General features: G+C 62.8%; 14 protein-coding genes. 11 read left to right on the forward strand and 3 right to left on the reverse strand.

What is annotated here, in order from left to right:
* The first annotated feature begins 31 nt into the window (after positions 1 to 31).
* The 5 genes from KHO30_RS11930 (at position 32) to ftsB (ending at position 5569) form a co-directional block, all read left to right on the forward strand.
* Positions 32 to 835, forward strand: a complete 804-nt coding sequence (locus KHO30_RS11930; RefSeq protein ID WP_211701138.1) for an alpha/beta fold hydrolase — start codon at positions 32 to 34, stop codon at positions 833 to 835.
* Positions 836 to 987: 152 nt separating this feature from the next.
* Positions 988 to 2661, forward strand: a complete 1674-nt coding sequence (locus tag KHO30_RS11935; RefSeq protein WP_211701139.1) for a CTP synthase — start codon at positions 988 to 990, stop codon at positions 2659 to 2661.
* On the forward strand, positions 2658 to 3512 hold the full coding sequence (kdsA, locus tag KHO30_RS11940; RefSeq protein ID WP_093633542.1) for a 3-deoxy-8-phosphooctulonate synthase: 855 nt from the start codon (positions 2658 to 2660) through the stop codon (positions 3510 to 3512). The genes KHO30_RS11935 and kdsA overlap by 4 nt, the downstream gene beginning before the upstream one ends.
* Positions 3513 to 3745: 233 nt before the next feature.
* Positions 3746 to 5029 carry a phosphopyruvate hydratase gene (gene eno, locus KHO30_RS11945; protein ID WP_054038196.1) on the forward strand — a complete coding sequence of 428 codons (1284 nt, stop codon included), beginning with the start codon at positions 3746 to 3748 and terminating at the stop codon, positions 5027 to 5029.
* Between the two features lie 108 nt (positions 5030 to 5137).
* Positions 5138 to 5569: a cell division protein FtsB gene (gene ftsB / locus KHO30_RS11950; RefSeq protein ID WP_093633541.1), complete on the forward strand. Its 432-nt coding sequence runs from the start codon at positions 5138 to 5140 to the stop codon at positions 5567 to 5569.
* Between the two features lie 154 nt (positions 5570 to 5723).
* On the opposite strand, the gene KHO30_RS11955 is transcribed toward ftsB, so the two are convergent.
* The 3 genes from KHO30_RS11955 to KHO30_RS11965 all read right to left on the reverse strand — a co-directional run bounded on the left by KHO30_RS11955 (position 5724) and on the right by KHO30_RS11965 (position 7812).
* Positions 5724 to 6104 carry a hypothetical protein gene (locus KHO30_RS11955; protein WP_211701140.1) on the reverse strand — a complete coding sequence of 127 codons (381 nt, stop codon included), beginning with the start codon at positions 6102 to 6104 and terminating at the stop codon, positions 5724 to 5726.
* A 169-nt stretch (positions 6105 to 6273) separates the two neighbouring features.
* Positions 6274 to 7224 (reverse strand): Hsp33 family molecular chaperone HslO, encoded by a 951-nt coding sequence (gene hslO, locus KHO30_RS11960; RefSeq protein ID WP_093633539.1) that lies wholly within the window; start codon positions 7222 to 7224, stop codon positions 6274 to 6276.
* A 63-nt stretch (positions 7225 to 7287) separates the two neighbouring features.
* Positions 7288 to 7812: a gamma carbonic anhydrase family protein gene (locus KHO30_RS11965; protein WP_172173977.1), complete on the reverse strand. Its 525-nt coding sequence runs from the start codon at positions 7810 to 7812 to the stop codon at positions 7288 to 7290.
* A gap of 320 nt (positions 7813 to 8132) precedes the next feature.
* Here KHO30_RS11965 and KHO30_RS11970 point away from each other — a divergent pair, with 320 nt between their 5' ends.
* The 6 genes from KHO30_RS11970 (at position 8133) to KHO30_RS11995 (ending at position 13666) form a co-directional block, all read left to right on the forward strand.
* Positions 8133 to 9056 (forward strand): ferritin-like domain-containing protein, encoded by a 924-nt coding sequence (locus KHO30_RS11970; protein ID WP_211701141.1) that lies wholly within the window; start codon positions 8133 to 8135, stop codon positions 9054 to 9056.
* Between the two features lie 85 nt (positions 9057 to 9141).
* Positions 9142 to 10026 carry an alpha/beta fold hydrolase gene (locus tag KHO30_RS11975; protein ID WP_211701142.1) on the forward strand — a complete coding sequence of 295 codons (885 nt, stop codon included), beginning with the start codon at positions 9142 to 9144 and terminating at the stop codon, positions 10024 to 10026.
* A gap of 103 nt (positions 10027 to 10129) precedes the next feature.
* Positions 10130 to 10960, forward strand: coding sequence for a 3',5'-nucleoside bisphosphate phosphatase (locus KHO30_RS11980; RefSeq protein WP_211701143.1), 831 nt, complete (start codon positions 10130 to 10132; stop codon positions 10958 to 10960).
* Positions 10961 to 11111: 151 nt separating this feature from the next.
* Entirely contained in the window at positions 11112 to 11747 is a 636-nt protein-coding gene (locus KHO30_RS11985; RefSeq protein WP_054038207.1) for an L-threonylcarbamoyladenylate synthase, read from the forward strand.
* Positions 11748 to 11794: 47 nt separating this feature from the next.
* Positions 11795 to 12457, forward strand: coding sequence for a site-2 protease family protein (locus tag KHO30_RS11990; protein ID WP_093633535.1), 663 nt, complete (start codon positions 11795 to 11797; stop codon positions 12455 to 12457).
* A 6-nt stretch (positions 12458 to 12463) separates the two neighbouring features.
* Positions 12464 to 13666, forward strand: a complete 1203-nt coding sequence (locus KHO30_RS11995; RefSeq protein ID WP_093633534.1) for a tryptophan--tRNA ligase — start codon at positions 12464 to 12466, stop codon at positions 13664 to 13666.
* The last annotated feature ends 13 nt before the right edge of the window (positions 13667 to 13679 follow it).

Consider the following 13679-nt stretch of genomic DNA (forward strand, 5'->3'; position numbering starts at 1 on the left):
GCGTGCCAAAACAGAACGGAGATAGTCGCAGTTGAAAAACATCATCCACTTCTCGCACGCGAACGGTTTTCCGGCGTCGACCTACCGGACGATCTTCGCCGAACTCGCCGACGACTATGACCTGCGCTCGATCGAGCGCATCGGCCACGACGCGCGTTATCCCGTCACGCAAGACTGGCCGCATCTGGTCGAGCAATTGCTCGACGACATCGGCCGCTCGTACGAGCAGCCGGTGTGGCTGGTTGGTCATTCGCTGGGCGGCTATCTGTCGCTAATGGCCGCACTGAAAAAACCGCAGTGGGTGAGGGGCGTGGTGATGCTCGACTCGCCGGTGATCGCGGGCTGGCGCAGCAGCATGCTGCGTGTATCGCAATGGACCGGACTCGACGAGCGCCTGTCGCCCGCGGCCGCGACCCGCACACGCCGCACGCAGTGGGCGAGCCGCGACGAAGCATGGCGGCATTTCCACTCGAAGCCGGCGTTCGCGCGCTGGGACGAGCGCATGCTGTCCGACTACATCGACTTCGGCATCCCGCAGAGCTCGCGCGACGGCGGCCGTTCGCTCGCTTTCGACCGGCGCACTGAGTATCAGATCTACAAGACCTTGCCGCATACGCTCGGCCCCCGGCTTGCGCGCGGCGCCCCGGTGCCGGTGGGCTTCATCGCCGGCACGCGTTCGAAGGAGGTGCGCCAGGCGGGTCTGGACGCCACGCGCCGCGCGACTGGCGGTCATGTGGAATGGATCGAAGGCAGCCATCTGTATCCGATGGAAAAACCGCTCGAAACCGCGCGCGCGGTGCAGCGGATGCTGCGCGAACTGGAGCGGGGCGCCTGACCGCACGCCTCGCCGGGGCAAAAAAACGGTGCATGATCGGCGCACGGCAATTGCTGCCGCCGTAGCATCGGTACGTGCAGATGTCGCTCGGATTTTGCTGGGTTGAGACCCTGCTTTACGGTATAATCCGTTTTTCCCGCGAGCATCCAGCGATGACCAAATATGTTTTCGTCACCGGCGGCGTAGTATCTTCCCTCGGCAAGGGTATTGCCGCCGCTTCCCTCGCCGCGATCCTCGAATCGCGCGGTCTTAAAGTCACCCTCCTCAAGCTCGATCCCTACATCAACGTCGACCCCGGCACGATGAGTCCGTTTCAACACGGCGAAGTGTTCGTGACGGAAGATGGAGCGGAGACTGACCTCGACCTTGGCCACTATGAGCGCTTCATCAGCACGAAGATGCGCAAGGCCAACAACTTCACCACAGGCCAGATTTACGAATCGGTGATCCGCAAGGAACGCCGCGGCGACTATCTTGGCAAGACGGTGCAGGTCATTCCGCATATCACGAACGAAATCCAGGCGTTCATCGAACGCGGCGCGGCTTCCGCGACGTGCGGTGAACCGGACGTCGCTATCGTCGAAGTGGGCGGCACCGTGGGCGACATCGAATCGCTGCCGTTCCTCGAGGCCGCGCGTCAGATGAGTCTGCGTATGGGCCGCAACAGCGCGTGCTTCGTGCACCTCACGCTGGTGCCCTGGGTCGCCACCGCAGGCGAGCTGAAAACCAAGCCTACCCAACACAGCGTGCAAAAGCTGCGCGAAATCGGTATTTCGCCGCACGTACTGCTGTGCCGCGCCGACCGCCGCATTCCGGACGACGAGCGCGCGAAGATCTCGATGTTCTCGAACGTGCCGGAAGACGCGGTGATTTCCGTGTGGGACGCCGACAGCATCTACAAGATCCCGCAAATGCTGCACGACCAGGGTCTGGACGCGATCATCTGCGAAGAGCTCAAGCTCACGCCGAAGCCGGCCGACCTGGCAATGTGGTCCGATCTCGTCGAAAAGCTCGAGAACCCGAAGCACGAAGTCACGATCGGCATGGTCGGCAAGTATGTCGATCTGACCGAGTCGTACAAGTCGCTGATCGAAGCGCTGCGCCATGCGTCGATGCATACGTCGACCAAGGTCAACATCGAGTACATCGATTCGGAAGAGATCGAGACGCAAGGCGTCGAGAGCCTCAAGCATCTGGATGCGGTGCTCGTGCCGGGTGGCTTCGGTCGTCGCGGCACCGAAGGCAAGATCGCTGCGATCCGCTACGCACGCGAAGCGAAGGTGCCGTATCTCGGCATCTGCCTCGGCATGCAACTGGCTGTGATCGAATTCGCCCGCGACGTGGTCGGCCTGAAAGATGCGAACAGCACCGAGTTCGATCAGGAAACCGAAAACCGCGTGGTCGCACTGATCACCGAGTGGTACGACCGTGAAGGCAAGGTCGAGAAGCGCACCGAAGAATCGGATCTGGGCGGCACGATGCGCCTCGGTTCGCAACGCTGCCCGATCAAACCCGGCACGATGGCCGAAGAGATCTATGGCAAGGATGTGAACGAACGCCATCGTCACCGTTATGAAGTCAATAACCGCTTCGTGCCCCAGCTCGAAGCCGGTGGCCTTATCATCAGCGCCCGTACCCCGAGTGAAGATCTGCCGGAAATGATGGAATTGCCGCGCAGCATGCACCCGTGGTTCGTCGGCGTGCAGTTCCACCCGGAATTCACGTCCACGCCGCGTGATGGCCATCCGCTGTTCAAGTCGTTTGTCGCAGCGGCGCTCGCGCATCAGCAGCCGCGCGTGGCGACGGAAGTTGGGGAGAAAGCATGAAACTGGGCGATTTCGAAATCGGGCTCGACAAGCCGTTTTTCCTGATCGCGGGCACCTGTGTCGTCGAATCCGAACAGATGACGATCGACACGGCGGGCCGGCTGAAGGAAATCTGCGCGAAGCTGAACATTCCGTTCATCTACAAATCGTCGTACGACAAGGCCAACCGCAGCAGCGGCAAGTCGTTCCGCGGTCTGGGCATGGACGAAGGTTTGCGCATTCTGTCGGAAGTGAAGCGTCAGCTCGGTTTGCCGGTGCTGACCGACGTGCACGCCGAGCACGAGATCGAGCAGGTTGCGTCGGTGGTCGACGTCCTGCAAACGCCTGCTTTCCTGTGCCGTCAAACGGACTTCATCCACGCTTGCGCGCGTTCGGGCAAACCGGTCAACATCAAGAAAGGCCAGTTTCTCGCACCGCACGACATGAAGAACGTGATCGACAAGGCGCGTGATGCGGCGCGTGAAGCCGGTCTCTCGGAAGACCGCTTCATGGCGTGCGAACGCGGCGTGTCGTTCGGCTATAACAACCTCGTGTCGGACATGCGATCGCTTGCGATCATGCGCGAAACCAACGCGCCAATCGTGTTCGACGCCACCCACTCGGTGCAGTTGCCGGGCGGGCAGGGCACGAGCTCGGGCGGTCAGCGCGAATTCGTGCCGGTGCTGGCGCGCGCCGCGGTTGCCGTCGGCGTCTCGGGTCTCTTCATGGAAACCCATCCGAAGCCTTCGGAAGCCAAGTCGGACGGCCCGAACGCGGTGCCGTTGCATCGCATGGCCGATCTGCTCGAAACGCTGGTGACGCTCGATCAGGCCGTCAAGCGCGCGCCGTTCCTCGAAAGCGATTTCAACTGATTCAGGCGTTCGCGGGGTGTCACGATCGGCGCGCATAATTGGCCCGATCGGCTCAGTTGGCACGCGGCGAATGCACGCAATGGTCGTCGAAAGCATCGGGGTGCAGGCAGTCTGCAGGGGAGACCAGTGCTCTACATGGGACCAGAGTAAGTGCTAAAGCGCTAACTCCGGATCGACACAGCGCCCGGTGCAGTTTCACAGTAAAGAATTCAACGTCATTTCTTGAGGAAACCATGAGTGCTATCGTAGATATCATCGGTCGAGAGATTCTCGATTCGCGAGGCAACCCCACCGTCGAATGCGACGTGCTGCTCGAGTCGGGCACGATGGGCCGCGCTGCGGTGCCGTCGGGTGCATCGACGGGCTCGCGCGAAGCGATCGAACTGCGCGACGGCGAAGCCGGCCGTTACGGCGGCAAGGGCGTGCTGAAGGCTGTCGAGCACATCAACACCGAAATCTCCGAAGCGATCATGGGCCTCGACGCTTCCGAGCAGGCCTTCCTCGACAAGACCCTTCTGGAACTCGACGGCACGGACAACAAGTCGCGCCTCGGCGCGAACGCGATGCTGGCTGTGTCGATGGCCGTCGCGAAGGCTGCTGCTGAAGAAGCCGGCCTGCCGCTGTACCGCTATTTCGGCGGCTCGGGCGCGATGCAACTGCCGGTGCCGATGATGAACATCGTCAACGGCGGCGCGCACGCGAACAACAGCCTGGACATCCAGGAATTCATGATCGTGCCGGTCAGCCAGCCGACCTTCCGCGAAGCACTGCGCTGCGGCGCTGAAGTGTTCCACGCGCTGAAGAAGATCCTGAGCGACCGCGGCATGAGCACGGCCGTGGGCGACGAAGGCGGTTTCGCACCGAACTTCGGCAGCAACGACGAATGCCTGTCGACCATCCTGCAAGCCATCGAAAAGGCGGGCTACCGCGCCGGTGAAGACGTGCTGCTCGCGCTCGACTGCGCAGCGAGCGAGTTCTACCACGACGGCAAGTACCAGCTGGCGGGCGAAGGCCTGCAACTGTCGTCGACGGAATTCGCTGACTACCTCGCGAACCTGGCCGACAAGTTTCCGATCGTTTCGATCGAAGACGGCATGCACGAAAGCGACTGGGCCGGCTGGAAGATCCTGACTGACAAGCTCGGCAAGAAGGTGCAACTGGTGGGCGACGACCTGTTCGTCACCAACACGCGCATCCTGAAGGAAGGCATCGAGAAGGGCATCGCCAACTCGATCCTGATCAAGATCAACCAGATCGGTACGCTGACGGAAACCTTCGCGGCGATCGAAATGGCGAAGCGCGCCGGCTACACGGCCGTGATCTCGCACCGCTCGGGTGAAACCGAAGATTCGACGATCGCGGACATCGCAGTCGGCCTGAACGCCGGTCAGATCAAGACGGGTTCGCTGTCGCGTTCGGATCGCATCTCGAAGTACAACCAGTTGCTGCGCATCGAAGAAGACCTCGGTGATATCGCCAGCTACCCGGGCAAGTCGGCGTTCTACAATCTGCGCTAAATGGATTGCTCGCTAGCGCTGACCGATGAACCGGTTATCTTTCGTTTCTGATTGACCCCGCCGCCCTGCGTATAGCGCAGGGCGGCGTGTATTTATTGTGCTTACTTCATGCGGCTTGTCACTGCTGTCCTGATCGTTCTGCTGGCGCTCATCCAGTATCCGCTCTGGTGGGGGCATGGTGGCTGGTTGCGCGTGCACGAGTTGCAGCAGCAACTGGCGCAGCAACTGCAGAAGAACGCCGACTCGAAGCTGCGCAACGAGCGTATCGAGGGCGAAGTTCAGGATTTGCAGAACGGCACCGCGGCGGTGGAAGAGCGGGCGCGTTACGAAATGGGCATGGTGAAGGACAGCGAAGTGTTCGTGCAGTTCGTTGCGCCGAACGCGCCGTTGCCGGCTGCGAACACGCCTTCGGTTACTACGTCTACGCGTGGTGTGGTGTCGGCGGCGCCGCTGCATATGGTGCCGAATCCGGAGTCGCGTGCGAAGCCGGATCGCAAGCATGGCGGCAAAGCGTCGGCAGAGAAGAAGCCCGCGCACTGAGTGCACAAACGAACGAAAACGCGAGCGTAAAAGCGCGTGGAAAGACAAAAAAAGCCGCCCATAGGGCGGCTTTTTTATCAGCGCTGCAATGAGAACGGCATCCCTCTCAATCGCCGCATCGTTGATGCCTCTCCTTCGGCGTGCCCGTTACGGCTTACCAGCCCCAATACGGCGAGTAGCCTACGCCGACACCCGTACCCCAGCCGTGCCCCCAACCCCCGCCGTAATAGCTACCGTACACGCTGACAGGTGGCGAGTAATAACGTGAGTACGCCTGAGCCGCGTTCTCGGCGGCAATGGCCTGATTCTGATCGGAGAGCACCTGACGGTCGATCGCATCATAGCGCTCGCGCTCTTCCGGCGTGAGCGGCCGGGCGGTGCTGGACATGCCCGACTGGTCTGCCGGCAGGCGGCTATAAATCGGCGATGGCCCCGGTGGGTCCATCACGCAACCCGTAAGTGCAGCGCTGCCGGCGATGACTGCCAGCATGGTCAACGAGCGCATGCAATGCTTGAGCGAAGTAGGAATGTTCATTTTTGATCTCCATCGGTCGGATGCCTAAGCAAAACATGCGCAACGCGCACCGCCCGGGATCCAACTCAACGATCGACGATAACGCGCCGCCCAAGCCCCAAAAAAAGTAGCAGGCGACGCGTCATTTTACTGCCGTAAAGCACGTTTAACGCGCCGCAGCCTGGCCGCTTCAGTGCCGCTGGTCGGCCGCCGGTGTCACGCCTTGTGAGAGCGCATTCGCGACGAAAAGTTGCGCCACGTCCACCGGATCGAATTCGTACCGTTGATTACAGAATTCGCAATGAATCTCGACGTGACCACGCTCCTCGATCACGCCGTCCACTTCCTCGCGACCCAGCATCTTCAGCATGGCGCCGACTTTTTCGCGCGAACAGCTGCATTCGAAACGCGTCGTGGCCGGTTCGAAATGCTGCACGTTCTCCTGCCAGAACAGACGGCGGAAAATCGTTGCCGGTTCTTCTTTCAGCAGCTCGTCTTGCGACATCGTGCCGCCGAGCGTGCAGACGCGCTCCCACGTGTCCGCATCCAGATCGCCCGGATGCGGGACGATGCCGCCGTCGCCCGGCAGCTTTTGCAGCAGCATGCCCACTGCGCGCTCGGTGTTCGCCGCTAGCCACAGGCGCGTGTCGAGCTGCTCCGAGTGATGCATGTAGTGCTCGAGCACTTCGGACATTGACTTGAGCGGACCGTCCACGCCAGAGAGCGGCACGATACTTTGATACGGCTGCTGGCCGGGCTGCTTGTCGCGCGGGTCGAGCGTGATCACGCAACGGCCATGGCCGCTCGCGTTGACCAGGTCGATCATCGAGGTGGTGTCGTCGATCGTATTGCCTGCTTCGCCGGAGAGCTTGGCGGTGGCGCGCATCGACAGGTCGGAGCTGCATTGCACCACCAGCATCTTGGCCGGACCGTCGCCGAAAATCTGCATGACGAGCGTGCCGTCGAACTTGAGGTTCGCCGAAAGCAGCGCGCACGCGGCCATCATCTCGCCAAGAATCGTCCGGACGGGCGCCGGATAGTCCCGGCGCGTCAGCACTTCCTGCCACGTATTGCGCAGCGAAACGATCTCGCCGCGTACCGGCGCCGCGCTGAACATGAATTTTTGCAACTGGTCGCTCACAACTTTTCCTCGGTCGAATGACGCAGCCTGATGCTGCGCCGTGCGCGCCGCGCGCCCGGCTGACTAGCCGATGCGCACGAGCTGCGCCTTGAAATATTCGCGGCGCTCGGCATAGCTTGCCGTGCCGCGCTGCATATTGGCGATATCCGTCTCGGTCAGTTCGCGCACCACTTTGGCGGGCGCGCCGAGAATCAGCGAATTGTCGGGAAACACTTTGCCTTCAGTGACGATGGCGCCCGCTCCGACCAGACAGTTGCGGCCGATTACCGCTCCATTCAAGACCACGGCCTGAATTCCGATCAACGAGCCCTCCTTGATCGTGCAGCCGTGCAGCATGACCTGGTGGCCGATCGTCACATTCGGCTCGATCGTCAGCGGGAAGCCCGGGTCGGTGTGCAGCACCGCGTTTTCCTGGACGTTGCTGCCGGCGCCGAGGGTGATCGGCTCGTTGTCGCCGCGAAGCGTCGCGCCGAACCAGACGCTTGAGTTTTCCTCGAGCGTCACGTTGCCGATAATGTTCGCCGAATCCGCGACGAACACGCTTTCATGGATGGTCGGGGCTGCTTCGCCAAGCTTGTAAATTGTCACGCTGTCTCCTCTTGATCGGTCGCTACACGCTGTGCGGGCGGGCCGGGGCGGCGAAACCGGTTACGAAATGGGGCCGTTAAATGAGGCAGCTAAATAGGGCAACTAAAGCCAAACGCCCAAAAAGCGGTCAGAAGGCCCCCGATGAACCGGGCTGTCCTGCCGGCCTCGCGCCATAGGCACGCGAGATGGTCGAATCGAGTATTGTAAACGGTTGTGTGCTTAGGCCGCTCGGCGGTGCTGTAAGCCGTCCGCCGCCCAGCTTCGGCGACCGTCGCGCCTTCCGTCCTGCCTGTTGCCATTCCCTTTGCCAACCTGGTGCCATGATTTCCGCTGCCCCGTCTGTTCCGCTCGCTCTGCCGATGTCGACGAATCCTGAGCACTGCCTAAATCGCGCGAACTGCGCGCGCAGCGCGGCGCTGGCCGCATTGCGCGAAATCGATCCGGTAACCAAGGCGGCCGCAGCACGCGCGCTATACGCAGCGGTGCTCGAAGGCAGCTACGCATGCTTCGCTGACCTCGAACTCGCGGAGCCGACCGACCTGCCGGGCCGTCCTGCACGTCCTGAACTGGTCGATCCGCGCAAACTGAAGCGCCGCAGCATGCAATCGCCCGAAGGGCGGGCTGTCTTGCTGCACGCGCTGGCACACATCGAATTCAACGCCATCAACCTCGCGCTCGACGCCGTCTGGCGCTTTGCCGGCATGCCCGCGGCGTTCTACACCGACTGGCTCAAAGTCGCTGCCGAAGAAGCCCATCACTTCTCGCTGCTGGTCGCGCGGCTTGCGGAATTCGGCCATGCCTACGGCGATTTTCCCGCACACGACGGCCTCTGGGACATGTGCGAGCGCACCCGTGCCGGCGTGCTGGCGCGCATGGCACTGGTGCCGCGCACCCTCGAAGCACGCGGCCTCGACGCCTCGCCGCCGATCCGCGCCCGCCTGCAGCAGGCGGGCGACCTGGCGTCCGCGGCGATTCTCGACGTGATCCTGCGCGACGAAATCGGTCATGTGCTGATCGGCAACCGCTGGTTCCGCCATCTGTGCGACGAGGGCGGCCTCGACCCGCACGCCACCTATACGCGCCTCGCCGACCAGTATCACGCACCGAAATTACGCGGTCCGTTCAATTTCGAGGCGCGTCGCGACGCCGGTTTTGACGAAGCCGAACTGGCCGCGCTGGTCGCCCTGGCCGGCCTCGAGGCTGAGCAGTCGGCCCCGCCGGCCACTCAAGCCTCGGGCAACTGAAGCTTTTTTCCATAGCCGGACGCCACGCATCGTCTGGCTATCTCGTTATAATCGAACGACCATTCTTTTTTCGGGCGCGCCGTTCATGAATACATCCAGGTCTGAATTCGTCGCCGTGCGCGGCATCCGTCTGCACGTGCGGCGCTGGGGCAATCCGGATGCGCCGATGCTGTTCATGCTGCACGGCTGGATGGACGTGGCGGCATCGTTCCAGTTCGTCGTCGACGCATTGGGCGGCGACTGGCAGGTGATTGCGCCCGATATGCGCGGCTTCGGCCTGTCGGACTGGCCGGTCGCCGAACGCGGCGGCGGCAACTACTGGATTCAGGATTACCTCGGCGACCTGGACGCGTTGCTCGACCACTATGCGCCGACCGGCGAAGTCAATCTGGTCGGCCACAGCATGGGCGCGAATATCGTCTGCCTGTATGCGGGCGTGCGGCCGGAGCGGGTGCGGCGCGTGGTCGATCTGGAGGGCTTCGGTCTCGCGCCGTCGCACTCGGCGCAAGCGCCCAAGCGTCTGCGCAACTGGCTCGATGAGTTGCGCGATCCGCCCCAGTTGAAGCGCTATGCGTCGCTGGACGACGTCGCCGGCCGTCTGATCAAGACCAACCCGCGCCTCGCTCCGCAGCGTGCGGAGTTCCTCGCGCAGCATTGGTCCAAGCCGGACGGAGAAGGGCGCTTCATGCTGCTCGCCGATCCGGCGCACAAACTGCGCGGGCCGACGCTGTACCGCCTCGACGAAGTGATGGCCGTCTGGCGCAAGGTCATGGCGAAAGTGCTGCACGTCGAGGCCGCCAACTCGCCCACGCTCGCCCAGATTGCCGGCGAGATTCCGCTCGACGAATTCAAGGCGCGCTTCCAGGCTTTTCCGAACTGGCGCGAAAAGATCATCGATGAGGCGGGGCATATGGTGCATCACGACCAGCCCGAGCAGGTAGCCGCGCTGATCGAGGGCTTCTGCGCCTGAACCTTGCAAAAGGGTTTCGGCGCACGGGCCATTATCGCGAGATAGCGCTGCGGCCATTTACTGCGTTGCAGTAAAATGAGTGCAGAACCTTCTCAAGACAAAGATGAACGCCGACCTCCATTGCCACTCCACCGTTTCCGACGGCCAGTTCGCGCCGGCCGATGTTGCGCGCCGCGCGCACGCGGGCGGCGTGACGCTGTGGGCGCTGACCGACCACGACGAACTGGGTGGCCAGCACGAAGCGCGCAGCGCCGCTGAGGCGCTCGGCATGGACTACCTGAGCGGCGTGGAGATTTCGGTTACGTGGGCGTCGCGCACCGTGCACATCGTCGGGCTCGGCATCGATCCGACCAGTTCGATCCTGATCGACGGCCTCGCGCGAACCCGTAACGGCCGCGCCGCGCGCGCCGAAGCGATTGGCGAGCAGTTGGCCACGCTCGGCATCCCCGACGCCTATCAAGGCGCGCTCAAATACGTCTCGAACCCGGACATGATTTCGCGCACGCACTTCGCGCGCTTCATGGTCGAAAACGGCTACGCCAGCTCGACACAGGACGTGTTCACCCGCTATCTCGGTGACGGCAAGCCCGGCTACGTGTCGCATCGCTGGGCGAAACTGGCGGACGCGGTCGGCTGGATTCAGGCGGCCGGCGGCGAGGCGATCATCGCGCACCCGGGGCGCTATGCGTACTCGCCGGTGGAATTCGACGCGCTCTTTGCCGAATTCATCGACCTCGGCGGTAAAGCGATCGAAGTGGTGACAGGCAGCCACACGCCGGATCAGTACCGCGAATACGCGGACGTCGCGCGCCGCTTTGGCTTCGAAGCTTCGCGCGGTTCCGACTTCCATGCACCCGGCGAAGGCCGTGTCGATCTCGGCACGCTGCCGCCGCTGCCTGCCGATCTCAAGCCCGTCTGGGAACGCTGGCTGTGATCGCGCGCCGTGCCGCGGCGGCACGATATGCGCGACTGTCCCCGTCCGAGGGGCGGGCTTTCGCCCGATCTTCCGCCCGGCTTTCCGTCTGCTTTCTCGGCCGCTTTTTCGCCCGTAGCCACGCCGTCACCCGCAGCCACCGTTAGTCAAAATGTCCCAATACTTTCGGCTTCATCCGGATAACCCGCAGCCACGCCTCGTCAAACAGGCCGTGCAGATCATCAATGACGGCGGCGTCGTCGCGTTGCCGACGGATTCGAGCTACGCGCTCGCCTGCCACCTCGACGACAAGGACGCGGTCGAGCGCCTGCGGCGGATTCGCGGACTCGACGAGAAGGCCCTGTTGTCGCTGCTGGTGCGCGATCTCTCGGAGCTGTCGAACTTCGCGATGGTCGACAACCGCCAGTACCGCCTGATCAAGTCGGTCACGCCGGGCCCGTACGTGTTTGTGTTGCAGGCCACCAAAGAAGTGCCGCGCCGCCTGTCGCACCCGTCGCGCAAGACCATCGGCCTGCGGGTGCCGGAGCACGCGATCACGCTGGCCATCCTTGAAGAACTCGGCCAGCCGCTGCTCGGCTCCACACTGATCATGCCGGGCGAAACCCAGCCGCTGAACGACCCGGAAGAAATCCGCGAACGGCTCGAGAAACAGTTGGACCTGGTGATCGACGGCGGCCCGTGTGTGTGCGAGCCATCCACCGTGATCGATCTGACCGGCGCCGAACCGGTGCTGGTGCGGGCAGGGCGCGGTTCTCTCGCGCCCTTCGGTCTCGAAGAGACGGCATGAGTGAAAGCGGACAGACGCACGCAATCGCGTTGTTACAATAGCGAGTTATGGATTCTTCCCTGATACAGACCATTGCGGTTTACGCGTTGCCGGTGATTTTCGCGATCACGCTGCATGAAGCCGCGCATGGCTACGTCGCGCGCTGGCTCGGCGACAACACCGCGTACGTGCTCGGCCGCGTCTCCGTCAATCCGATGCGGCACATCGATCCGCTCGGCACGATCGCGATTCCCTTGCTGTTGTACTTCGCGACCAGCGGCGCGTTCATGTTCGGTTATGCGAAGCCCGTGCCGGTCGCTTTCGGCAATCTGCGCAATCCGCGCTGGGGCAGCCTGTGGGTCGCGGCCGCCGGACCGGGCTGCAATTTCGTGCAGGCGCTCGTGTGGGGCCTGATCGGCGTTGCACTTGCCGTGGGTGGGGTTGATGAGCCTTTCTTCACGCGCATGGCGGCAGCCGGCGTCGGCGTGAACCTCGTGCTCGGCGTGCTCAACCTGTTTCCGCTGCCCCCGCTCGACGGCGGCCGCGTGCTGATGGCGCTGTTGCCGCCGCGGCAATCGATCGCGTTGTCGCGCCTCGAACCGTACGGCTTTTTCATCGTGATGGCGCTCGTCATGACGGGCACGCTCACGCGCTATTGGCTGAGCCCGCTCGTCACGCTCGGCTACGGTGCGATTACCGCAATTCTGACTCCACTTGTTTCGCTTTTCTAAATAACCATGTTCCCAGACCGTATCTTCTCCGGCATGCGGCCCACCGGGTCGCTGCACCTCGGCCACTATCACGGCGTGCTGAAAAACTGGGTGCGGCTGCAGTCCGAGTACCCGTGTTTCTTCTGTGTGGTCGATTGGCACGCTCTGACGACGCACTACGAAACGCCCGAAGTGATCGAAAAGAACGTGTGGGACGTGCTGATCGACTGGCTCGCGTCGGGTATCGATCCGGCGCAGGCTACGCTGTTCATCCAGAGCAAGGTGCCCGAACATGCGGAACTGGCGCTGCTGCTTGGCATGAGCACGCCGCTCGGCTGGCTTGAACGCGTGCCGACCTATAAGGAGCAGCAGGAAAAGCTGAAGGACAAGGACCTGTCCACCTACGGTTTCCTCGGCTATCCGGTGCTGATGGCGGCAGACATTCTGCTGTACCGCGGCTCGCTCGTGCCGGTTGGCGAAGACCAGGTGCCGCACGTTGAAATGACGCGTGAAATCGCGCGCCGCTTTAACTATCTGTACGGCCGCGAACCGGGCTTCGAAGAGAAGGCGAATGAAGCCGCGAAGAAGCTGGGCGGCAAGCGCGCCAAGCTTTATCACGAGTTGCGCAACGCCTATCAGCAGGAAGGCGACGACGAAGCGCTCGAGCAGGCGCGGGCGATGCTGCAGGAATCGCAGAGCCTATCGATGAGCGATCGCGAGCGTCTGTTCGGCTACCTCGAAGGCTCGCGCAAGATCATTCTGGTCGAACCGCAGGCTATGCTGACCGAAGCGTCGCGCATGCCGGGTCTGGACGGCCAGAAGATGTCGAAGTCGTACGGCAACACGATCGGCCTGCGCGAAGACGCGGAAACGATCACGAAGAAGGTCCGCACCATGCCGACCGATCCGGCACGCGTACGCCGCACCGATCCGGGCGATCCGGACAAGTGCCCGGTGTGGCAGCTGCATCAGGTCTATACGGACGAAGCCACCCACGAGTGGGTGCAGAAGGGTTGCCGAAGCGCGGGTATCGGTTGCCTCGAGTGCAAGCAGCCGGTGATCGAAGGCATTCTGCGCGAGCAGCAGCCGATGCTCGAGCGCGCGCAGAAGTACATGGACGATCCGTCGTTGTTGCGCGCAATCGTCGCCGACGGCTGTGACAAGGCCCGCAAGTTCGCCACGGAAACGATGCGCGACGTGCGTGAGGCAATGGGCCTGTCGTACAACTGAGCGCGGCGCTGAA

The organism is Paraburkholderia aspalathi (assembly GCF_905220735.1).
Classification (GTDB): Bacteria; Pseudomonadota; Gammaproteobacteria; order Burkholderiales; family Burkholderiaceae; genus Paraburkholderia; species Paraburkholderia aspalathi.